Origin of the sequence: Tardiphaga sp. 841_E9_N1_2 (assembly GCF_051811065.1) — a bacterium.
In the GTDB taxonomy this organism is placed as follows: Bacteria; Pseudomonadota; Alphaproteobacteria; order Rhizobiales; family Xanthobacteraceae; genus Tardiphaga; species Tardiphaga robiniae.
The window spans coordinates 1,092,194-1,113,164 of record NZ_JBPWQC010000001.1; the positions used below are offsets into that span (position 1 = coordinate 1,092,194).

20 protein-coding genes and 1 riboswitch are annotated in these 20,971 nt (G+C 62.1%); of the genes, 16 read left to right on the forward strand and 4 right to left on the reverse strand.

Annotated elements, in window-relative coordinates; all coding sequences use genetic code 11:
• The first annotated feature begins 8 nt into the window (after positions 1–8).
• A complete protein-coding gene (locus tag AB8A50_RS05130; protein WP_439077066.1) occupies positions 9–851 on the forward strand; it encodes an amidohydrolase family protein in 843 nt (280 codons plus the stop codon).
• A 26-nt stretch (positions 852–877) separates the two neighbouring features.
• Here the strand turns inward: AB8A50_RS05130 and erpA are convergent, their stop codons facing one another.
• Positions 878–1,225 carry an iron-sulfur cluster insertion protein ErpA gene (gene erpA / locus AB8A50_RS05135; RefSeq protein WP_093758714.1) on the reverse strand — a complete coding sequence of 116 codons (348 nt, stop codon included), beginning with the start codon at positions 1,223–1,225 and terminating at the stop codon, positions 878–880.
• 100 nt (positions 1,226–1,325) lie between these two features.
• On the opposite strand from erpA, the gene AB8A50_RS05140 reads away from it, so the two are divergent.
• The 11 genes from AB8A50_RS05140 (at position 1,326) to serS (ending at position 12,657) form a co-directional block, all read left to right on the forward strand.
• Positions 1,326–2,540: a deoxyguanosinetriphosphate triphosphohydrolase gene (locus tag AB8A50_RS05140; protein ID WP_439077067.1), complete on the forward strand. Its 1,215-nt coding sequence runs from the start codon at positions 1,326–1,328 to the stop codon at positions 2,538–2,540.
• A gap of 158 nt (positions 2,541–2,698) precedes the next feature.
• Entirely contained in the window at positions 2,699–4,492 is a 1,794-nt protein-coding gene (gene argS, locus AB8A50_RS05145) for an arginine--tRNA ligase (protein WP_439077068.1), read from the forward strand.
• A 106-nt stretch (positions 4,493–4,598) separates the two neighbouring features.
• The gene (locus AB8A50_RS05150; RefSeq protein ID WP_439077069.1) at positions 4,599–6,083 is read left to right on the forward strand and encodes an SPOR domain-containing protein; all 1,485 of its coding nucleotides are present in this window, start codon (positions 4,599–4,601) and stop codon (positions 6,081–6,083) included.
• Between the two features lie 46 nt (positions 6,084–6,129).
• Positions 6,130–7,155, forward strand: a complete 1,026-nt coding sequence (nagZ, locus tag AB8A50_RS05155) for a beta-N-acetylhexosaminidase (RefSeq protein ID WP_439077070.1) — start codon at positions 6,130–6,132, stop codon at positions 7,153–7,155.
• On the forward strand, positions 7,152–7,979 hold the full coding sequence (locus AB8A50_RS05160; protein ID WP_093758709.1) for a segregation and condensation protein A: 828 nt from the start codon (positions 7,152–7,154) through the stop codon (positions 7,977–7,979). The genes nagZ and AB8A50_RS05160 overlap by 4 nt, the downstream gene beginning before the upstream one ends.
• Before the next feature lie 21 nt (positions 7,980–8,000).
• Positions 8,001–9,107 (forward strand): SMC-Scp complex subunit ScpB, encoded by a 1,107-nt coding sequence (gene scpB / locus AB8A50_RS05165; RefSeq protein ID WP_439077071.1) that lies wholly within the window; start codon positions 8,001–8,003, stop codon positions 9,105–9,107.
• Positions 9,108–9,248: 141 nt separating this feature from the next.
• Positions 9,249–9,488: a twin-arginine translocase TatA/TatE family subunit gene (locus AB8A50_RS05170; RefSeq protein ID WP_068730798.1), complete on the forward strand. Its 240-nt coding sequence runs from the start codon at positions 9,249–9,251 to the stop codon at positions 9,486–9,488.
• Between the two features lie 85 nt (positions 9,489–9,573).
• Complete coding sequence (tatB, locus tag AB8A50_RS05175) at positions 9,574–10,098, forward strand: Sec-independent protein translocase protein TatB (protein WP_439077072.1); 525 nt, start codon at positions 9,574–9,576, stop codon at positions 10,096–10,098.
• On the forward strand, positions 10,095–10,907 hold the full coding sequence (gene tatC / locus AB8A50_RS05180; protein WP_315841923.1) for a twin-arginine translocase subunit TatC: 813 nt from the start codon (positions 10,095–10,097) through the stop codon (positions 10,905–10,907). The genes tatB and tatC overlap by 4 nt, the downstream gene beginning before the upstream one ends.
• A gap of 76 nt (positions 10,908–10,983) precedes the next feature.
• A complete protein-coding gene (locus AB8A50_RS05185) occupies positions 10,984–11,274 on the forward strand; it encodes a hypothetical protein (protein ID WP_089264720.1) in 291 nt (96 codons plus the stop codon).
• A 78-nt stretch (positions 11,275–11,352) separates the two neighbouring features.
• Positions 11,353–12,657, forward strand: a complete 1,305-nt coding sequence (serS, locus tag AB8A50_RS05190; RefSeq protein ID WP_309943968.1) for a serine--tRNA ligase — start codon at positions 11,353–11,355, stop codon at positions 12,655–12,657.
• Positions 12,658–12,678: 21 nt separating this feature from the next.
• Here the strand turns inward: serS and AB8A50_RS05195 are convergent, their stop codons facing one another.
• The gene (locus AB8A50_RS05195) at positions 12,679–13,182 is read right to left on the reverse strand and encodes a hypothetical protein (RefSeq protein ID WP_439077073.1); all 504 of its coding nucleotides are present in this window, start codon (positions 13,180–13,182) and stop codon (positions 12,679–12,681) included.
• Between the two features lie 255 nt (positions 13,183–13,437).
• Here AB8A50_RS05195 and surE point away from each other — a divergent pair, with 255 nt between their 5' ends.
• Positions 13,438–14,205 (forward strand): 5'/3'-nucleotidase SurE, encoded by a 768-nt coding sequence (surE, locus tag AB8A50_RS05200; RefSeq protein ID WP_089264478.1) that lies wholly within the window; start codon positions 13,438–13,440, stop codon positions 14,203–14,205.
• Positions 14,206–14,232: 27 nt separating this feature from the next.
• On the opposite strand, the gene AB8A50_RS05205 is transcribed toward surE, so the two are convergent.
• The gene (locus tag AB8A50_RS05205; protein ID WP_120289904.1) at positions 14,233–14,610 is read right to left on the reverse strand and encodes a response regulator; all 378 of its coding nucleotides are present in this window, start codon (positions 14,608–14,610) and stop codon (positions 14,233–14,235) included.
• A gap of 291 nt (positions 14,611–14,901) precedes the next feature.
• On the opposite strand from AB8A50_RS05205, the gene AB8A50_RS05210 reads away from it, so the two are divergent.
• The 3 genes from AB8A50_RS05210 to metE all read left to right on the forward strand — a co-directional run bounded on the left by AB8A50_RS05210 (position 14,902) and on the right by metE (position 19,923).
• Complete coding sequence (locus AB8A50_RS05210; RefSeq protein WP_439077074.1) at positions 14,902–15,552, forward strand: protein-L-isoaspartate(D-aspartate) O-methyltransferase; 651 nt, start codon at positions 14,902–14,904, stop codon at positions 15,550–15,552.
• Between the two features lie 107 nt (positions 15,553–15,659).
• Positions 15,660–17,063 carry a peptidoglycan DD-metalloendopeptidase family protein gene (locus AB8A50_RS05215; RefSeq protein WP_439077075.1) on the forward strand — a complete coding sequence of 468 codons (1,404 nt, stop codon included), beginning with the start codon at positions 15,660–15,662 and terminating at the stop codon, positions 17,061–17,063.
• Between the two features lie 168 nt (positions 17,064–17,231).
• Positions 17,232–17,443, forward strand: a riboswitch (cobalamin riboswitch).
• Between the two features lie 104 nt (positions 17,444–17,547).
• Positions 17,548–19,923, forward strand: coding sequence for a 5-methyltetrahydropteroyltriglutamate--homocysteine S-methyltransferase (metE, locus tag AB8A50_RS05220; RefSeq protein WP_439077076.1), 2,376 nt, complete (start codon positions 17,548–17,550; stop codon positions 19,921–19,923).
• Positions 19,924–19,970: 47 nt separating this feature from the next.
• Here the strand turns inward: metE and AB8A50_RS05225 are convergent, their stop codons facing one another.
• Positions 19,971–20,954: an ATP-binding protein gene (locus AB8A50_RS05225; protein ID WP_439077077.1), complete on the reverse strand. Its 984-nt coding sequence runs from the start codon at positions 20,952–20,954 to the stop codon at positions 19,971–19,973.
• Positions 20,955–20,971 lie beyond the last annotated feature (17 nt).

Consider the following 20,971-nt stretch of genomic DNA (forward strand, 5'->3'; position numbering starts at 1 on the left):
TGTCTTCGATGCCGGTTAGAACACTCACTGCGGCCGCTTTGCTGGCCGCTTTCGTTGTCGCGCCGGTCCGTGCCGACGATCGGATCGAAATCTTCGACGCCCATATGCATTACAACTGGGAGCCGAAGCCGTATTATCAGCCCGACGAAGTGCTAGAGGTTTTCAGGAAGAATCGCGTCACCGGCATTCTCGCCACTAGCCGCCCGAACACCGGCACCCATGTGCTGATGGACGGCAAGGCCAGTGGCAAGGCAGGCGATCTGCAGGTCGTGCCGTTCATCCGGCCGTATCGCGTGCGCGCCGATATCGGCAGCTGGTTCAACGATCCCGTAATCTTCGATCTCGTGCAGGAGGAGTTCAAGCGCGGCTACTATCGCGGTGTCGGCGAATTCCATCTGACCGGCAAGGCGGCCGATACCGAGATGGTCAAGAAGACCGTCGACTTTGCCGTCGCCAACAATCTCTATTTGCACGCCCATGCCGACGACGAAGCGGTTGAGATTCTGATGCGGCACAATCCGCGTGCGCAGATTATCTGGGCGCATACCGGCTTCAGCCTCGCGCCGGACCGTGTCGCAGCTATGCTGATAAAATACCCGAAACTGTGGGGTGAATTGTCTTACCGCAGCGGCATCGTGGACGGATCAGGCAAACTGACGCCGCAATGGCGCGTGCTGTTCGAGCGCTACCCCGATCGCTTCCTGCTGGGCTCCGACACCTGGGTGCCGGAACGCTGGGCGAGCTATGGCGATATCATGGATGGCTATCGCGCATGGCTGGCGCAACTGCCGCCGGCGGTCGCTAAACAGATCGCGCACGGCAATGCGCGGGCGCTGTTCGCCGAGAAATAGACCGATCTAAAAGAGCCGAATAGAGGTCAGATCGAGAAGCTGGTCCCGCAACCGCAGGACGCCGTCGCGTTCGGATTGACGACGCGGAACGAGGCGCCGATCAGGTCATCGACGAAGTCGAGTTCGGAGCCGGCCAGGAACGGTGCTGAGGAGGGGTCGACCAGCACCACGGCGCTGTCACGTTCGATCAGGATGTCGTCGTCCGCCTTGGCGCGCTCGACATCGAACTTGTACTGGAAGCCGGAGCAGCCGCCGCCTTCGACCGACACGCGGAGCATGGCGCCGTTGCCTTCGGTCTTGAGGATCTCGCCGATCCGGCGCGCAGCACGCGCGCTGACGGTGAGGGGGGCCTCGGTGACTGCAGTGTCGGTCATATCTGGCTCTCCGGGCAGGATTCGAACCATTTGAATCTGCCGCTCCCCATAGTTAAGTGCGGCAGGCTCAGGAATCAATTGGATCAAGGATAAACACGCCGTGTCGGTCGGAATGGCTGCTTCCCGCGCACCCTATGCCTGCGACCCCGATCGCAGCCGCGGACGGCTGTTTTCCGAGGCTCCGAGCCGGACCCGCAGCGCGTTTCGCCGGGATTGCGACCGGGTCATCCACTCGACTGCGTTTCGCCGGCTGAAGCACAAGACCCAGGTCTTCGTGTTCCATGAGGGCGATCATTACCGCACCCGTCTCACCCACACGTTGGAAGTGGCGCAGATCGCCCGCGCCGTGGCCCGGCAACTGGGGCTCGACGAGGATCTGACCGAGACCCTGGCACTGGCCCATGATATCGGCCATCCGCCGTTCGGCCATGCCGGCGAGCGGGCGCTGGACGCCTGTCTTGAGGCCCATGGCGGCTTCGATCACAACGCCCAGACCCTGCGCCTCGTCACGTCGCTTGAGCATCGCTATCCGGAATTCGATGGCCTCAACCTGACCTGGGAAACCCTCGAAGGCATCGTCAAGCACAACGGGCCGCTGACGGACGCGTCAGGCGCTCCCGTGGGACGTTATGCCACCCATGGCGTGCCCTTCGGGATCACCGAATATGACCGCACCTTTGATCTGGAGCTGTCGAGCTTCGCTTCGCTGGAAGCTCAGGTTGCGGCGATTGCCGATGATATCGCTTACAACGCTCATGACATCGATGACGGATTGCGCGCCGGGCTGTTCACCGTCGATGACCTCAAGGCGATGTCGCTCACGCAAGACATGATCGCCAAGATCGACACGCGCTATCCCGGTCTCGATGAGAGCCGCCGCGGCGCCGAACTGGTGCGCGAGCTGATTTCCTATCTGATCGGTGCGGTCGTCGGCGAGACGGAACAACGACTAGCCGCGTTGTTGCCGCAATCCGCGGAGGACATTCGCCGCGGCGGGCGCAAGCTCGTCGCGTTTCGTGCCGACGCGGCAGAAGCCGAAGCTGGGATCAAGGCCTTCCTCTGGCAGCACATGTATCGCCATGAGCGTGTCATGCGGGTGATGGTCGAGGCCGAATGTCTGGTTACCGACCTGTTCGCACGCTATCAGCGCGCGCCCGAGGATCTGCCGCCTGAATGGCTGCCCCCTCAAGGCGCCGAGCCAGAATCGGAGGGCGAACAGGCGCGCCGGATCGGCAATTTCATTGCCGGGATGACCGACCGTTTTGCCATCACCGAACATATCCGGCTCTTTGACTCGACCCCCGAATTGCGTTAGGCGAAGGCTTCTAAGTGCCTTTCGGGGCTACAGATTTCGGTCCTTGCCCACTTGGCGGATCGGCCGTCAAAGAATTGGCGGAGCGCCCCCGAAACCGCTATTCCATCCTGATGCAATCCTGCCGGAATCCTCCGGCGCAAGCTGGTTCCCGTATCGCCATGGCCTCGACTGTTCCGACCCCGCATCTGTTCGCCAACGTGCTCGCGCGCGTTCACGCGATCTGCAACGCCCTCGTCAGTGAAGGCGTGTTGCCCGCCGGCATCGATCTGTCGCGCGTCGTCGTCGAGCCGACCAAGGATGTGTCGCATGGCGACATGGCGAGCAATGCCGCGATGGTGCTGGCGAAAGAGGCGAAAGCCAAGCCGCGCGATCTGGCTGACGCTATCGCTGCGAAGCTGCGCGAAGACGATCTGGTGACGTCGGTGGATGTCGCCGGACCCGGCTTCATCAATCTCACGCTGAAGTCGTCGGCCTGGGCCGATGCGCTGCGCGCGGTGTTGCGCGACGGTGCCTCGTATGGCCGGAGCGCGGTCGGAGCCGGTGAGAAGGTCAATGTCGAATACGTCTCGGCCAATCCGACGGGACCGATGCATGTTGGCCATTGCCGCGGCGCCGTATTCGGCGATGCGCTGGCGAGTCTGCTCGATTGCGCCGGTTATGACGTTACCCGCGAATACTACATCAACGACGCCGGTGCGCAGGTCGACGTACTCGCGCGCTCCGCGCATTTGCGTTACCGCGAGGCGCTCGGCGAAGCCATCGGCGATATTCCGGAAGGCTTGTATCCCGGCGACTATCTGGTGCCGGTGGGGCAGGCGCTCGTGGCTGAGTACGGCGCTGCGCTGAACCAGATGCCCGAGGACAAGTGGCTGCCGATCACGCGCGCCAAGGCCATTTCCATGATGATGGAGATGATCAAGGGCGATCTCGCCGCACTGAACATCTCCCACGAAGTGTTCTTCTCCGAGCGTTCGCTGATCGCAGGTAGTACCGATATGGTCGGCGCGACCATCGATTTCCTGCGCGCCAAGGGCGACGTCTATGAGGGCCGTTTGCCGCCGCCGAAGGGCAAGCCGATCGACGACTACGAAGACCGCGAGCAGACCCTGTTCCGCGCCACCGCCTATGGTGACGACGTCGATCGCCCGCTTCTGAAGTCGGACGGCGGCTACACGTATTTTGCGTCCGATATCGCCTATCACAAGACCAAGTTCGACCGCGGCTTCCTCAACATGGTCGACGTCTGGGGCGCCGATCACGGCGGCTACATCAAGCGTGTGCAGGCGGCGATCAAGGCGGTAACGGCAGGGAAGGCCGAGCTCGACGTCAAGATCGTGCAGCTTGTGAAGCTGCTGCGTAACGGCGAGCCGGTGAAGATGTCGAAGCGCTCCGGCGATTTTGTCACCCTGCGCGAAGTGGTCGACGAGGTCGGCTCCGACGCAGTGCGCTTCATGATGCTCTTCCGCAAGAACGACGCGGTGCTGGATTTCGACCTCGCCAAGGTGATCGAGCAGTCCAAGGACAATCCGGTTTTCTACGTCCAGTACGGGCATGCCCGCGGCCATTCGATCTTCCGCAATGCGCGGGAGATGCTGGCCGACCTGCCTCTGGAAACCGAGGCGCGCATTGCCTATCTGAAAGACGCGGTGATGGAGCGGCTCGACGATATCGCCGAGCTGGGCCTGATGCGGCAGTTAGCATTGTACCCACGGATGATAGAATCGGCGGCTACGGCGCATGAGCCGCACCGCATCGCTTTCTATCTGTATGATCTCGCCAGCGAATTTCATGCGCTCTGGACGCGCGGACGGGATATGCCTCATTTACGCTTCATTATCACTAATGATGCAGAACTTACCAAAGCGCGATTGGCACTCGTCCAGAGCGTCGTCTCAGTCTTGGCTTCGGGCCTCGCCGTTCTCGGCGTCACCGCACCGGACGAGATGCGGTAGACAGGGGGACGGCCGCTCACATGGGGATCTGTGGGTGGTTCTTGATAGCAGCTGTTTCGTTTGAAAAGCGGGTTGGCGGCTTTCCCGAAGGGGATGCGACATCACAATGGCTAATCGATACCAGAACCGACCTTTCCCAGCGGATGACGATTACGGCCGCGACGCTCAATCGCGGACGAAGGGCGAGGGCGATCCGCTCGCCGAACTCGCGCGGCTGATCGGGCAAACCGACCCGTTCGCGAGCAACAGCCGCCCTGCGCCTGCGCCGCGCCAGGCTGAACCGGCCTATCAGGACGAGCCGGAATATGAGGAAGAACCCGCGCAGCCCGGCCCGCCGCCATGGATGCAGCGTGCAGCAGCCCACGAGCCGCAGCAGCAGGAATTCGAAAATCTTCATCCAGTGCAGCGTTACGGCGCTCAGCATCAGGAGCCGCAGCATCTGCAGCCGGAGGCCGATTATCATCAGGCGCCGGCATTTGCCGCGCATACGGATCATCAGGCGCAGGACTATCAGGGCCAGTACGACCAGGCTCACGCGCCGCATGATCCCAATCGTTATGACGATGCGCTGTATGGCCACGCCGATGGCGCACAGGCCCAGCATCCGCACGACGATCAATACCAGGACGATCCTTACGCCTATCAGGACGGCTATGCCGAGCAGGAAGAGGCGCCGAAGCGTCGCGGTGGCATGGCGACCGTCGCCGTCGTGCTGGCGCTGGCCGTAGTCGGTACCGGTGCTGCCTTCGCCTATCGTACATTTATGGGGTCGGCGCGCACTGGCGAACCGCCGGTGATCAAGGCCGAGCCCGGTCCAAACAAGATCGTCCCGCCGTCGGCGACAGCCGCGGCCGACGGCAAGCCGATTCAAGATCGTCTCGGCGGCGCAGCCCCCGAGCGGTTGGTGTCGCGCGAAGAGCAGCCCGTCAACGTGCAGGATGCCACCAAGGCTGGTCCGCGTGTGGTGTTCCCGCCGCTGAACCAGAACGCCAACCCGCCATCCACCGCCAGCGTGTCGCCATCCAACAAGCCGATGGTCGGCAATGGCGCGATGCAGGGCGATGAGCCCCGCAAGATCCGTACTTTCGCCGTCAAGGGTGACCAGTCCGACGCCGGAGCCACACCGGCCGCGCGTCAGGCGCCGGCCCGCATCGCCGCTCCGGCAGCGGTTCCTGCAGCCGCGCCCGCTGCGGCACCGCGCGCGACCAATGCCAACGCATCAGCCAATGCCCCGATGTCACTGTCGCCGCAGGCTGCGCCTCCGGCTGCAGCCGCTCCACCGGCGCCCTCACGTATGGCCTCGACCAACCCGACCCAGCAGGCGGCCCCGGTCGCCTCCGGCGGCAGCTATGTGGTCCAGGTATCGTCCCAGCGGTCGGAGGGTGATGCGCAGGCGTCGTTCCGCGCCCTGCAGACCAAGTTCCCCTCGGTGCTGGGATCGCGTGCGCCGTTGATCAAGAAGGCCGACCTTGGCGACAAGGGGACCTATTATCGGGCCATGGTCGGACCGTTCGGCTCGCAGGAAGAAGCCTCGCAGGTCTGCGGGAACCTGAAATCTGCCGGCGGACAGTGCGTCGTCCAAAGGAATTAACGGCCGTTTCCTTGACCCTGGGCGTTGATGGGGGCTAATCGGCCCCATGAGCACACGCGCATTCATCACCGGTGTATCTGGGCTGGAGCTGACCGCTGAAGAGCGCGCATTTTTGCGCGCAGAACGGCCGTGGGGCTTCATTCTCTTCAAGCGTAATATTGATAATCCCGCCCAAGTCGCTCGACTTGTAGAAGATTTACGCGGCACGACCGGTGATCTCGATGCGCCGGTCCTGATCGACCAAGAAGGCGGGCGTGTGCAGCGTCTGGGACCGCCGCACTGGCCGGTCTATCCGCCCGGTGCTGTGTTCGGCACGCTCTATGACGCGGACCCGGAAGCAGGCCTCAGGGCTGCCTGGCTCAGTTCACGGCTCATTGCGAGTGACCTTGTGGACCTCGGCATCACCGTGGACTGCCTGCCGTTGGCGGACGTCCCAGTGGAGGGCGCTGATGCCGTGATCGGCAATCGCGCCTACGGCACCACGCCAGGCAAGGTCGCGACCATCGCCCGCGCGGTGACCGAAGGGCTGTCGCAGGGTGGCATTCTACCAGTGCTCAAACACATTCCCGGCCATGGTCGGGCCACGGCCGACACCCATTTCAAGTTGCCGATCGTAGATAACGCGAAGAGTGAGCTCGAAGCCTCTGATTTCGAAGCGTTTCGTCCGCTAGCCGACCTGCCGATGGCGATGACTGCACATGTTGTGTTTAGCGCTCTGGACGCCACCCAACCGGCCACGACTTCTGCGACAATTATCGAGCAGGTGATTCGCGGCAGTATCGGGTTCCAAGGTTTGTTGATGAGTGATGACGTGTCCATGAATGCTCTGGCGGGATCGATCGCGGAACGCACGCGGGCGATCGTCAGCGCCGGGTGCGACATGGTCCTGCATTGCAACGGCAAGCTGGACGAGATGCGTGACGTCGTCAGCGAGACCCCGGTTCTGGCCGGGAAGGCGCTTGAGCGAGCCAAGGCGGCTCTTGCTGCTCGCCGTCAGCCGCAGCCGTTCGACCGTACCGCCGGCCGCGCCGAACTGGACGCCTTGATCGCTCGAGCAGGAGCTAGTGCATGAGCGCTGAGATTTTGTCGTTTGAAACCGGCCTGCCGGCAGAGGTCGTTCCCGATGACGAGCCGTCGCTGGTCGTCGACGTCGAAGGTTACGAAGGCCCGCTCGACCTATTGCTCGCGCTTGCGCGGCAACAGAAGGTCGACCTGCACAAGATTTCGATCCTCGCGCTGGCCGACCAGTATCTGCTGTTCATCGAAGCCGCGCGGAAGATCCGTCTGGAACTGGCTGCCGACTATCTGGTGATGGCGGCGTGGCTGGCATTCCTGAAGTCGCGCCTGCTGCTGCCGGATACGACGGTGCCGGGCGAAGGCCCGAGCGCCGAGGATATGGCGACCGCGCTGGCCAACCGGCTGCGCCGCCTCGAAGCCATCCGCGAAGCCTCGAACAGGCTGATGACCCGGCCGCAGCTCAACCGCGACATCTTCCCGCGTGGCGTTCCCGAGTCGATCGCCGAAGTGAAGCATCCGCGCTTCACGGCGACGCTTTACGATCTGCTGTCAGCTTATGCGACCCAGCGCCAGGCTCGCGTGCTGACGCGCGTCCATCTCGCCAAGCGCACCGTTTGGTCGCTGAGCGAAGCGCGCGCCTCGCTGGAACGGTTGGTCGGCATGGCAGAGGACTGGAGCCGTCTCGATGAATATCTGCTGGCCTATGTCGCCGACCCCGCGCAGCGCGCGACGGTGATGGCCTCGAGTTTTGCAGCTGCGCTTGAACTGGTCCGTGAGGGCACGCTCGACCTCAGCCAGAAAGAAGCATTCGCGCCTTTGTATTTCCGCAAGCACATCGCCCAGCCTGTGCAGGTGGAGCCGGAAGTTCCGGCCGAGTAAGTGGAAGAAGGAGATCCAGACATGGCAAGCCTCGCCGAGAAACGCATCGACGATGTCGAGGATCAGATCGTGCAGTCCGAGGGACAATCCGAGGTCCAGTCGGAGGCGCGCCCAGAAGAATTGCGCCTGCTCGAAGCGCTGTTGTTCGCATCCACCGAGCCGCTCGACCAATCCGCGCTGGCCAAGCGCATGCCGGATGGCGTCGATATCAAGGCGGCACTGGCGCAGTTGCAGGCCGATTACGCCATGCGCGGCGTCAATCTGGTCCGTGTCGCCAACAAATGGACGTTCCGCACCGCCGGTGACCTGTCCTGGCTGATGACCCGCGAGACCACCGAAACCCGCAAGCTGTCGCGTGCGGCGATCGAAGTGCTCGCCATCGTTGCCTATCACCAGCCGGTGACCCGCGCCGAAATCGAAGATATTCGCGGCGTCATCACCTCCAAGGGCACGCTCGACGTGCTGTTGGAAACCGGCTGGATCAAGCCGCGCGGCCGTCGCAAGACGCCGGGCCGTCCGCTGACCTTCGGTACCACCGAGAGCTTCCTGTCGCAGTTCAGTCTTGAGGCACTCGGCGATCTGCCGGGTCTTGAGGAACTAAAGGGCACGGGTCTGCTGGATTCGCGGCTGCCGTCCGGCTTCAGCGTGCCCAATCCGTCCGACGATCCGACGCTCCGCGAGGACGAGGATCCGCTGGAGGGCGGCGAACTGGAACTGGCGCTGTCGGCACCCGATCCGGAATTCCCCGAACTGCAGCTCAAGGAGCCCGAAGCCGGGACTGTCGGATACGCTGGTGAGGCCCAGGCATTTGCCGAGGCCAAGGCCGAATTCACTGAAACGGCAGATGTTGTGGAGCCAGAGAGCGAAGCGGCCGAGGTCGCGGAACTTGAAGCGCGTGATCTCGACGTGATCGAGCCCGAGCAAGGCGAGGCCGAAGCGGCTGAAGTCGCAGAGTCCGAGTCGGATGAAGACGAGACCGCTGAGCCCGAAACGGCCGAACTCGACGACGATGAAGACGATTCCGACGACGCGGAAGACGACGAGCTCGACGAGGACGATCAGGACGAAGATGAGCCGGATGACGCTGAGCCGGACGCAACCGACCGGGACGACGACCGCAAGCACTGATCGCGGCATTAACGCTCGCGGCATTGCGCCGCGACATCCGCGATTCCACGAGGGTTAAGTCCTTGTTTTTGACACCCCCGCAGCCTACGTTCCGGTCAGATCAGGCCGGGCGACTGGCCGCGTGTTTGGAGGGTTAGCAGGATGGGTTCACTCAGCATTTGGCACTGGATCGTCGTGATCGGAGTGGTCCTGCTGTTGTTCGGGCGCGGCAAGATTTCCGACCTGATGGGCGACGTTGCGCAGGGCATCAAGGCCTTCAAGAAGGGCATGGCGGACGACGACAAGCCGGCAGACAAGCCGACCGAGCCGGTCCGCACTATCGACCAGACCCCGCCGGCGCCGACCGCCAACCGTACGGACGTCGGCAGCAAGGTTGTCTGAGGTTCCGAAGGGATTGTCCTGAGGGATCGCGGCGGCCATTGAAGGAGACGCGGGCTTGTCCAGCCTCGCGTGAGCGGATTTTTACATGTTCGACATCGGGTGGAGTGAACTGGTCGTCATCGCCGTCGTCGCGCTGATCGCCATCGGCCCGAAAGAACTACCCGGCGTGCTGCGCATGGTCGGGCAGTGGATGGGCAAGGCCCGCAAGATGGCCTCGGAATTCCAGGGCCAGTTCAACGAGGCGATGCGCGAAGCCGAAATGGCCGACGTCAAGAAGGCCTTCGACGACGTGAAGGACGCCGCCTCCGGCTTCACCACCAATAATATCATGACCTCGCTGACCAAGGACGTCAGTGACGCTATGGCCATCGACAAGGCCGACAATCTCGATACGCCTCCGGCCGTGCCCACCACGCCTGAGTTGCCGACACCGGAGACCTTCGTTGAGGCCGAAACGCATGCGCAGGAAACTGCCGCGGTAAACGAGCCGCTGGCCATTACCCGGGAAGTTCAGCCGTCGCCAGTCGAAACCCACGCTGCCGACAATGATGGCGCAACAGCCCCCGACGCGGCCAGTCCCGACGTTCTGAAGGACGCCAAAGCGTCATGAGTGCCGAAGATATCGAAGCCTCCAAGGCTCCCTTGATGGATCACCTGATCGAGCTGCGGTCGCGGCTGATCAAGGCGCTGCTCGCATTTGCCGTGGCCTTCATCTTCTGCTTCTTCTTCGCCAAGCAGATCTATAACGTGCTGGTCTGGCCGTTCGTCTGGGTCGCCGGCCCGGAGAACTCGAAGTTTATCTACACCGCGCTGCTGGAATACTTCCTGACCCAGTTGAAGCTCGCGATGTTCGGCGCCGGCTTCATCTCGTTCCCCGTGATCGCCGCGCAAATCTACATGTTCGTGGCGCCCGGCCTCTACAAGCACGAGAAGGGCGCATTCCTGCCGTATCTGATCGCGACGCCGATCTTTTTCGCGCTGGGCTCGCTGCTGGTCTATTTCCTCGTGCTGCCGATGCTGATCCGGTTCTCGCTGGGCATGCAGCAGGCCGGCGGCGCCGAGACCGCGCAGATCGCATTGCTGCCCAAGGTCGGCGAATATCTCTCGCTGATGATGTCGCTGATTTTCGCCTTCGGAATCGCCTTCCAGCTCCCCGTCATCCTGACGCTGCTCGGCCGCATCGGCATCCTCACCTCCAAGCAGCTGCGCGAAAAGCGTCGTTACTTCATCGTCATCGCTTTCGTCATCGCGGCCGTGTTGACGCCGCCTGACGTCATCAGCCAGGCCTCCCTCGCGATCCCGCTGCTGATCCTCTACGAAGGCTCGATCATCGCCGTCAGCATGGTCGAGAAGAATGCGGCAAAGGCGGCTGCGGCCAAGGCTGCGGAGACTGGTACGGACGTGACGCCGGCGGAGTAGGGGCGTCGCCTCCTTGCAATCACAACCTCGGCAATCTACTTTTGGTTGTGTTTGGTCTTATGCTGTGGAGGTGATTGTGGCCTTTGCATTTGATACACTCGGCTATTCGAAGCGTCTCCGCGAAGCGGGGATCGCGGATAAGCAGGCCGAGGCACACGCTGAAGCGGCACGGGATTTCATCATGACCGAGCTAGTGACGAAATCTGACTTGCTTGGAGTGAAGTTGGATCTGGAGTCTAGATTGCTTGCCACACGGAATGATTTGCAGGCCGCTATCGAGAAATCTTCACTGCAGATGACGTTACGTCTTGGCGGCATCGTCGCGGTTGGCATCGGTATATTAGCGGCTCTCCAGCGCATGCATTAACGGGCCGCTGGCCCATTTCATGTTCCAAATGCCAGCTATTCGGGGTACTCAGAGCCGCTTTCGCTCAGGAATCCCGTCATGCACGACATTAAATTGATCCGCGACAATCCCGAAGCTTTCGACGCTGCGCTGAAGCGGCGGGGACTGGCGCCGCTGTCGGTATCGCTGCTGGCGATCGATGAAGCGCGCCGGACCGCGATCCTTGCGTCCGAGCAGGCGCAAGCCCGGCGCAATGCGGCCTCGAAGGAAATCGGTGAAGCCAAGAAGACCAAGGACGAGGTGCGCGCCAATGCGCTAATGGCCGAGGTCACCGAACTCAAGACAACGATGCCGGCGATGGAAGCCGCGGTGAAGAACGCCGAGGATAAGCTCAAGGTCGCGCTTGCCGAAATCCCGAACCTGCCGCTCGACGACGTGCCTGAGGGTGTCGACGAACACGGCAATGTCGAGCGTCATCACTTCGGCGCCAGGCGCAACTACGCGTTCACGCCGAAAGCTCATTACGATATCGGCGAAGCCTTGGGCTTCATGGATTTCGAGGCCGCGGCCAAACTCTCGGGCGCACGCTTCGTCGTGCTTAAGAAAGGGCTTGCACGGCTGGAGCGTGCCATCGGGCAGTTCATGCTCGATCTGCATACGAATGAGCATGGCTACACGGAAGTGAACCCACCGCTCTTGGTTCGCGACGATGCGATGTTTGGCACTGCGCAGCTTCCGAAGTTTCGCGATGATCAATTCGCCGCCGGTGCGATCGGTAGTGAAGGGCAGGGTTACTGGCTGATCCCGACCGCCGAAGTCCCGCTGACGAATCTCGTTCGTGAATCCATCCTTGAAGAAAAAGAGCTGCCGCTGCGTATGACGGCGCTGACGCCGTGCTTCCGCGCCGAGGCTGGTGCTGCCGGCCGCGATACGCGTGGCATGATCCGCCAGCACCAGTTCACCAAGGTCGAATTGGTTTCGATCACCACGCCTGAGGAAAGCAAGAACGAGCATGAGCGCATGCTGTCCTGCGCCGAGGAAGTGCTGCGCCGGCTTGGCCTGCATTACCGCGTGATGACGCTGTGTACTGGCGACATGGGTTTTGCTGCGCAGAAGACCTACGACATCGAGGTCTGGATGCCGGGCCAGGGCGACGGCGGTGCTTACCGCGAGATTTCGTCCTGTTCGGTCTGCGGCGATTTCCAGGCGCGTCGCATGGATGCGCGCTCGCGCGGGCCGGATGGCAAACCGCGCTTCGTGCACACTCTGAATGGTTCGGGCACCGCCGTCGGTCGCGCGCTGATCGCCGTGATGGAAAACTATCAGCAGGAAGATGGCTCGATTGCCGTGCCGGATGTGCTGCAGCCTTATATGGGCGGGCTTAAAGTCGTCCAGGCCGGCTAGGCGTCGTCGCGCGCCAGCCGCTCACGCGCGGCTGGCTGTGACCAGCGCGCATTTGGCTTTTTCGGCTTTTATGTTGACAAAGCCCATATGCGTCATCGGAAACGCCTTGCGGCTTTTCGTGCTGACGGTCTCCGCGATGACGCGGCGACGCTCCGTCACATAGCGTCCATCCCGGCTGCGGAAGGCACAGGCGATTTCGAGGTCCTTGACCGGATAGTCGTTGGCGTTGCGCACGGTAAACGTCATCAGCGCCCTGGAACCGAGGCCGCCGCGGCGAAACGATTGGCGGGAAAGGCTGAGACGGTTGAGCTCCGCGGCGTCGGGGACGCTGACGAGTTGTGAAGACGTGGGTTTGGCAAAGTCCTCCTCACTCAGCTCGTCAGGTATTGTAGCCATCACCGCCGTATTGAGGGTGAGATCGGGCTTGGTCTCGGCCAATCTGGGAAGCAGCAGCCACCCCGTCAGGGCGACAACCACGATCGCCACCAATCCGATGATCAACACCCGTTCGAGCTGTTTCGCCATCTCCGTCGCCCTGTGGGGCGCTGCGACCAAGGCCATCCGGGTCGAGCGCGCATGCTTCAGACGCAACTGGCACTCACCTACCTAAGTTAAAAATCCCGACGACGCCGAAATGTTCCGGCTCACGGGAAAAATCGCCTTCGAGACAGCCTCGGCAGCGCACAAGCGGCGCCCAAAATGGGGGTGGCAAAAGCGGGCACATGCTGGCAAGAATCGATGCCGGCCAGCGGCCCTCCCGATCGAAAAGGCACCTCACGAATGCGCATTCTCTGCACCAATGACGACGGCATTCACGCCCCTGGCCTGAAGATCATCGAGCAGATCGCCAAGGAATTGTCGGATGACGTCTGGGTGGTGGCGCCCGAACTCGATCAGTCCGGTGTGTCGCATTCATTGTCGCTGAACGATCCGTTGCGGCTGCGCGAAGTCGGCCCCCGGCACTATGCCGTGCGTGGCACGCCGACCGACTGTGTCATCATGGGCGCGCGTCATATCCTGAAGGACAAGCAGCCGGATCTCGTATTGTCCGGCGTCAACAAGGGCCGCAACGTCGCCGAGGACGTGGTCTATTCCGGTACTATCGCCGGCGCGCTCGAGGGCACCATTCTCGGCATTCCGTCGGTGGCGTTAAGCCAGGAATTCTCGATGGAAACGCGTCACAATCCGCAATGGGAGACCGCGCTGAAATTCGGACCTGACGTGCTGCGCAAGGTCATCAAAGCGAGCGTGCCGAAGAACACCGTCATCAACGTCAACTTCCCGGCCTGCGCGGCCGACGAGGTGAAAGGTGTCGTCGTCACCCGGCAGGGCAAGCGCAATCAGGGCTTTCTGCGCGTCGATGAGCGGCGCGATGGCCGCAACAATCCGTATTTCTGGATCGGTTTCGAGCGCATCGTCGCCGCGGAAGCCCCGCTGGAGGGCACCGATCTCGCAGCCCTTGCTGCGCGCTATGTCTCGGTCACGCCGCTGCGTCTCGATCGCACGGATGATGTATTCTCCGAAGCGCTGACCAAGGCGCTTGGCTGAGAGTTCGAAATAGGCGAGTGGGCTCGCCTAGACCGCGACGCCCTTGAGCGTCGTTGACAGCACCTGCGCCAGCGTTTCCATCTGGAACGGCTTCTGCAGCGTCGGGCGGTCACGAAATTCTTCCGGCAGGCCTTGCGCGCCGTAGCCAGTCGCGAAGATGAACGGGCGGTTGCGCGATGCGATCACTTCCGCGACCGGCGAAATCACCTTGCCGTTGACGTTGACGTCGAGGATCGCAATGTCGAACTTGGCAGACCCAGCCAGTTTGATCGCTTCGTTGATGTCACCGGCTTCGGCGGCCACGCTGTAGCCGAGTTCCTCGAGCATATCGGCGACCATCATGCGGATCATGACCTCGTCTTCGACCAGGAAGACGGAGCCGCCCGGCGGGTTCGTTGCAGTCATGGCCGGTTTCCTTGCCCCAATCCTCTGAACAAAATCGCAAATTCCCGGGTTGAACGCAATCTCGACGCATTGCCATTTTCGTGACCCAAAGACGCAGTCGCGTGTTCGGTACCAGATAGAGCAAGATCAGGATTTCAGCGCCCCGCCCATAACAGGCTGGTATGTTGCTGGTTCCGCGTGCGGAACAATAAAAGTTGTCGTTAGGCTATCTCGGTTCCGATCGCAGAAATACATCAATCTATCTTTGCTAGATCGAGAGTGTTTCTAACCTGTGCTGCGTGAGGCATTTCCATGATTACCGTCGGACAGCCGCCCGAACAGATGACGTTTCAGCTTGGTCTGCGGCGCCGTGGGATCAGCGATCGGCTGGTGCTGCGCGCAATGGAGGATATTCCGCGTGATCGCTTCGTCGAGCCGAACGATCGCGCCCACGCCTGGCGGGATACGGCCTTGGCCATTGCCTGCGGTCAGACCATCAGCCAGCCCTTCGTGGTGGCCTATATGACCGAACAGCTGCAATTGAATGCTGGTCACCGTGTGCTCGAGGTCGGCACGGGATCGGGCTACCAGGCCGCGATCCTGTCGAAGCTCGTCCGGGACGTGCTCAGCATTGAGCGTTATCGCACGCTGGCCGATGCCGCCCGGACCCGGTTGGAGGCACTCGGCCTCCACAATATCGAGGTCATGCTCGGCGATGGCCTCAATCCGGCTGCCAATTTGGGATCGTTTGACCGGATCGTCGTGACCGCCGCCGTGGAGGAGGTGCCAGTGGCGCTGACCGATCGGCTTGAGGAGGGGGGTATTCTGCTTGCGCCGGTTGGTCCTCACAATGGCGTCCAGACCCTGGTCCGGATCCGCAAAACCGGGGATGGATTGGAGCGAAAGGACCTCGTGGACGTGCGTTTTGTGCCAGCACTTCCGGGCATCGCGCGCGAACTCTGAAAAAAGTTCGTGAACGGCTGTCACGTGTTGGTCGCAAGGTTAAAGGCTTGGTAACGGAGACGGTGTTTACTCAATTCAGTTGTTTGTTGCGTATGAGTGAGTAACCAATGTCCAGCGTTGTCGAGTTGCTTTACTCGCGCCGCGCTCCGCAGGTCGCGGTGCTGGCGCTGATGTCTATCGGTTTTGCCGGCTGCAGCGCCGACATGCAGACACGGCTATCTCAGAATCCAAATTTTGACTCAGGTCAGTCCCGTGGCTTTGGCTGGCAAGGTGAAACCACCGGCTCGGTACCGCAGCGCGCACCGCGCGCGCCGGTCGAGCGCCAGGAACTGCCACAATATCAGCGTCCGGCCTATAATCCGCAGCCGCAGTATCAATCCCAGCCTTTGCCGCCGCCGATCTCGGCGCCGCAGTCCTATCCGACAGCCCGTCCGGTTGCATCAGCTGCTCCCGTCAGCGGGGGCGGCAACGGTATGTATACGCCGCCGCCCGCACGTACGCCGATCGAAACCACCGGCTCCACGGCGCCGCGCTCGGTTGCAGCGACCAACGGCCTTGCCCGTGATGGCGGCACCTCGATCATCGTCGGCACCAGCGATACGCTCGATGGTCTGGCGAAGCGCTACAACGTCTCGTCGGCCGCGATCCTGCAGGCCAATGGCTACAAGGGGCCGCGCGCGCTGTCGCCCGGTCAGTCGCTGATCATTCCGCGTCAGGGCGCCGCGGCAACTCCGGCCGTTGCTGCTGCTCCGAGCAAACCTGCCGTCGGCGCGTCCACCACGCATTTCGTCAATCGCGGCGATACGCTGATGAGCATCTCGCGCCGGAACAACGTGCCGGTCGCCGAACTCGCGCGCGCCAATGGTCTGGCGCCGACTGCCCAATTGAAGCTTGGCTCCAAGATCACGGTACCCGGCGCGCGTACGGCCAATGCAGCTCCTGCAGCAGCGCCGCTCGCTGCGCCCGTCGCAGCCGTGACGGCTGCTCCGGCTGGCGCGGTCACGTCCGCTGCCGTGGCCCGTGTTGCTTCTGCCGAGCCCGCACAGAAGGCCCGTCTGGCAAGTGCCACGACGACGCCTGAAGAAATCGCGCCGGAATCGCCGACTAAAGCCGCTGACGCAACCGGCGCTTTGCCGACGTTCCGTTGGCCGGTGCGCGGCCGCGTGGTCACAGGCTACGGCGCCAAGACCAATGGCAAGTCCAACGACGGCATCAACGTCGCCGTGCCGGAAGGCACGCCGATCAAGGCTGCCGAAGATGGCGTCGTTGCCTATTCCGGCAACGAGCTGAAGGGTTACGGCAATCTGGTCCTCGTTCGTCACTCCAACGGCTACGTCACCGCATATGCCCATGCGAGTGAGCTGATGGTGAAGCGTGGCGAGACCATCAAGCGCGGTCAGGTGATCGGCAAGTCCGGCCAGTCCGGTGAGGTTACTTCGCCGCAGCTTCACTTCGAGATCCGCAAGGGCTCGTCACCGGTCGATCCGCTGCAGTTCCTCAACGGGGCGTAAGCGCAATCCACGAAGTGTAGTTCGCATTTAAGCAAGCCCGGCCTCGTGCTGGGCTTGATGCGTTTGATCTCGGGGCTGCGGCCCACTCCAGCTCCGGAATCTTCAACGCGCTGCTGCGAGTGGGCAGCTTGCGCACGCAAGCTCGGTTGACTGCCGCGCGATGTTGCCCATATGTGGACATGTCGTGGTTCTTCGGGAAGGTTTGCCCGAAGCTAAGAGGGAAGCCGGTGAGGCGTTAAGCCAAGGCCGGAGCTGCCCCCGCAACTGTAAGCGGTGAGCCGCTGTCCATTAAAGTCACTGAGACCCGCAAAGGTTTTGGGAAGGCCGGACAGCAGCATTGACCCGCGAGCCAGGAGACCTGCCTCGACAACATAAACGTCCTCGGGCGGGGTGTCCCGGTGGTGCGGTTGCGATTCCGCGACTGCCGTCGTGGAATCCAGACGTGTCACTTTGGCCTTTTGCCCCCAATCATTGGGGTTAAGCCATGTCTACTGTGTCAAAGTCTACTTCTTCAAAATCAGCTACTTCACTTCCTGTTGCTACATTGGGCACGCCACGGATCGGTCCGCGGCGTGAGCTCAAGATGGCGCTGGAAAGCTATTGGTCCGGTGCAATCGACGAGAATGCGCTGATCGACGTCGGCGTCGGGCTGCGTGCCGCAAACTGGGCACGTCAGAAGTCGCTCGGGATCACGGTCATGCCGTCGAACGACTTCTCATTCTACGATCAGGTGCTCGATACCAGCGTCATGGTCGGCGCCATTCCCAAAGTCTATGGCTGGAAGGGCGGAGACGTTTCCTTCGCGACCTATTTTGCCATGGCACGTGGATCACAAGGCGCCGCGCATGACGAGGCCTGTACGCACGGCCCTCATGCGCATGACTCGTCGCAAGGCGTACCAGCACAGGAGATGACCAAGTGGTTTGATACCAACTACCACTTCATGGTGCCTGAACTGGCGCAGGATCAGACCTTCAGTCTCGCATCGCGCAAGCCGATCAAGGAGTACGAGGAGGCGAGATCGCTGGGTTATCAGACACGACCTGTGCTAGTCGGGCCTGTGACCTATCTCAAACTGGCCAAGAGTATGGATGCGTCATTCGACCCGGTGACGCTGCTCGATCGATTGCTGCCCGTCTATGTCGAGGTGCTCGGGGAATTAGCCGACAGCGGCGCTGAGTGGGTGCAACTGGATGAGCCGTGTCTGGTGCTCGATCTCGACGCGCCCGCAAGGCAGGCGCTGCAGCGGACTTACGCTGCTTTTGCGGAAGCGGTCCCGCAGCTCAGGATCATGCTGAACACGTACTTTGGCGAACTTGGCGACAACCTCGATCTGGCCCTGTCGCTCCCTGTCGCCGGGCTTCATCTCGATCTGGTCCGCGCGCAGGATCAGTTCGATGAAGTCGCTGCGAAGGCGCCCAAAGACATGGTCCTCTCGCTCGGCGTGATCGATGGACGTAATATATGGCGGTCCGATCTGTCCAGTCTGCTCGATGGGTTGGAACCCATGGTCGATCTGCTGGGGCGGGATCGCGTCGAGCTGGCGCCGTCCTGTTCGCTGCTACATGTGCCGATTGATCTCGGCCTTGAGACCGAGCTCGATCCGGACGTCAGAAGCTGGCTGGCCTTTTCAGTCCAGAAAATGGAGGAACTGGCGGCGCTCGGATCCGCCTTGGCTGGTAGTCGCGCGGATGTCGCCGCAAAGCTCGCTGCGTCGGATGCGGCGGCAGCCGCGCGGGTCGCATCGTCGAAGATCCACGATCTTGCTGTCACCAAACGCGTCGCTTCTGTTGATGCGACTATGCGTCGTCGCAGCAGCGATTTTGCCACGCGCGCGAGCGAGCAGCATCGGCGCTTCAAGCTGCCGGCATTTCCGACCACGACCATCGGCTCGTTTCCGCAGACCGCGGAAGTGAGAAACGCTCGCGGGGCCCATGTCAGGGGCACGCTCAGCGATGCCGCCTACAAGACGTTCCTGCAGAACCAAACGGCGAGGGCAGTGCGCTGGCAGGAGAACATCGGTCTCGATGTGTTGGTGCATGGCGAGTTCGAGCGCAACGACATGGTACAGTATTTTGGCGAACAGCTCGCCGGCTTCGCCTTCACCAAATATGGCTGGGTGCAGTCCTACGGTTCCCGCTGCGTGCGGCCACCTGTGCTGTTCGGCGACGTGTCCCGGCCGCATCCCATGACCGTCGAATGGTGGCAGTACTCGCAGTCGCTCACCGAGCGGCCGATGAAGGCGATGCTGACAGGGCCCGTCACGATTCTGAACTGGTCATTCGTGCGTGACGACATTCCCCGCGAAGTCGCCTGTCGCCAGATCGCGCTCGCGATAAGCGATGAGGTGCTCGATCTGGAAAAGGCTGGCGCCGGTATGATCCAGATCGACGAAGCGGCACTCCGCGAAGGGCTTCCGCTGCGCAAATCGGAATGGAAGTCCTATCTCGATTGGGCCGTGGAGAGCTTCCGCATCTGTTCGTCAGGCGTGCGGGATGACACGCAGATCCATACGCATATGTGCTACTCGGAGTTCAACGACATCATCGATGCGATCGGTGCCATGGATGCCGATGTGATCTCCATCGAAACGTCACGTTCGAAGATGGAACTGCTCGATGCGTTCAGGACCTACAAGTACCCGAACGAGATAGGTCCCGGGGTCTATGACATCCACTCGCCGCGGGTGCCTGAAACGCGCGATATGGTCGATCTGCTCAAGCTTGCACGGCAGCGGCTGGCGGACTCCCAGCTCTGGATCAATCCCGATTGCGGGCTGAAGACCCGCAAATGGGATGAGGTGCGGCCTGCGCTCGTCAACATGGTCGCGGCAGCACGCGAGTTGCGAAGCCTCGTCTAGGACAAATCGACTGCCGCTCCGTTGTCATGACGGGGCGGCATTTGCCTTTACTTTGTGGCCAGCTTCACGCCGAGACGGCCAGCGAGCTCCTGCACGAACTGCCAGGCCACGCGACCTGAGCGCGAGCCACGGGTGGTCGACCATTCCAATGCGTCTCGCTCCAGCTCGGCGGCGTCGGTCTTGAGGCCATAGTGGCTGCAATAGCCGCGCACCATGTCGAGATATTCGTCCTGGCTGCATTTGTGGAAGCCGAGCCAGAGGCCGAAACGATCCGACAGCGACACCTTCTCTTCGACGGCTTCGCCGGGATTGATCGCGGTCGAGCGTTCGTTCTCGATCATCTCGCGCGCCAGAAGATGGCGGCGGTTCGAGGTCGCATAGAGGATCACGTTGTCCGGCCGGCCTTCGATGCCGCCTTCCAATACGGCTTTCAGCGATTTGTAGGACGCATCGTTGCCGTCGAAAGAAAGATCATCGCAGAACACGATGAAATAGAAATCCGAAGCGCGGATCTGTTCCATCAGGGCGGGCAGACTTTCAATATCCTCGCGATGGATCTCGACCAGCTTGAGGCGGCCGGCGACGGACTTGCTGGCATTGACCGAGGCATGCGCCGCCTTGACCAGCGACGACTTGCCCATGCCGCGCGCCCCCCAGAGCAGCGCGTTGTTGGCCGGCAGGCCGTTGGCGAAGCGCCGGGTGTTCTCGATCAGGGTGTCGACCTGCTGATTGATGCCCTGCAGCAAGCCAATATCGACCCGGCTGACTTTGGGGACTGGGGCCAGACGGCCGTCGGGATGCCAGATGAAGGCGTCGGCCTGGGCCAGAGAATCGGCATTGGAGCGCTTCGGCGCTGCGGCGGCCATGCCGGCGGCAATGGCCTCAAGGGCGAGTGCGATCCGTTCGTCGATCAGGGGGGCGGCGGCTGGTCGCGGACGTTTTGCCGCGGTCGTGCGGACGGTCTTTGACGTGCGGGTCGCGGGAGCCTTTTTAGCAGGGCGGCTGCTTGTTTTATTGGGCTTTTTTGACATTTTTGACTTTCCTCGGC

Coding starts and splice junctions, on each gene's coding strand:
- AB8A50_RS05130 (WP_439077066.1), top strand. CDS start 9: ATGCCGGTTAGAACACTCACTGCGGCCGCTTTGCTGGCCGCTTTCGTT.
- erpA (WP_093758714.1), bottom strand. CDS start 1,225: ATGACCGACACTGCAGTCACCGAGGCCCCCCTCACCGTCAGCGCGCGT.
- argS (WP_439077068.1), top strand. CDS start 2,699: ATGGCCTCGACTGTTCCGACCCCGCATCTGTTCGCCAACGTGCTCGCG.
- AB8A50_RS05150 (WP_439077069.1), top strand. CDS start 4,599: ATGGCTAATCGATACCAGAACCGACCTTTCCCAGCGGATGACGATTAC.
- nagZ (WP_439077070.1), top strand. CDS start 6,130: ATGAGCACACGCGCATTCATCACCGGTGTATCTGGGCTGGAGCTGACC.
- AB8A50_RS05160 (WP_093758709.1), top strand. CDS start 7,152: ATGAGCGCTGAGATTTTGTCGTTTGAAACCGGCCTGCCGGCAGAGGTC.
- scpB (WP_439077071.1), top strand. CDS start 8,001: ATGGCAAGCCTCGCCGAGAAACGCATCGACGATGTCGAGGATCAGATC.
- AB8A50_RS05170 (WP_068730798.1), top strand. CDS start 9,249: ATGGGTTCACTCAGCATTTGGCACTGGATCGTCGTGATCGGAGTGGTC.
- tatB (WP_439077072.1), top strand. CDS start 9,574: ATGTTCGACATCGGGTGGAGTGAACTGGTCGTCATCGCCGTCGTCGCG.
- tatC (WP_315841923.1), top strand. CDS start 10,095: ATGAGTGCCGAAGATATCGAAGCCTCCAAGGCTCCCTTGATGGATCAC.
- serS (WP_309943968.1), top strand. CDS start 11,353: ATGCACGACATTAAATTGATCCGCGACAATCCCGAAGCTTTCGACGCT.
- AB8A50_RS05195 (WP_439077073.1), bottom strand. CDS start 13,182: ATGGCGAAACAGCTCGAACGGGTGTTGATCATCGGATTGGTGGCGATC.
- surE (WP_089264478.1), top strand. CDS start 13,438: ATGCGCATTCTCTGCACCAATGACGACGGCATTCACGCCCCTGGCCTG.
- AB8A50_RS05205 (WP_120289904.1), bottom strand. CDS start 14,610: ATGACTGCAACGAACCCGCCGGGCGGCTCCGTCTTCCTGGTCGAAGAC.
- AB8A50_RS05210 (WP_439077074.1), top strand. CDS start 14,902: ATGATTACCGTCGGACAGCCGCCCGAACAGATGACGTTTCAGCTTGGT.
- AB8A50_RS05215 (WP_439077075.1), top strand. CDS start 15,660: ATGTCCAGCGTTGTCGAGTTGCTTTACTCGCGCCGCGCTCCGCAGGTC.
- metE (WP_439077076.1), top strand. CDS start 17,548: ATGTCTACTGTGTCAAAGTCTACTTCTTCAAAATCAGCTACTTCACTT.
- AB8A50_RS05225 (WP_439077077.1), bottom strand. CDS start 20,954: ATGTCAAAAAAGCCCAATAAAACAAGCAGCCGCCCTGCTAAAAAGGCT.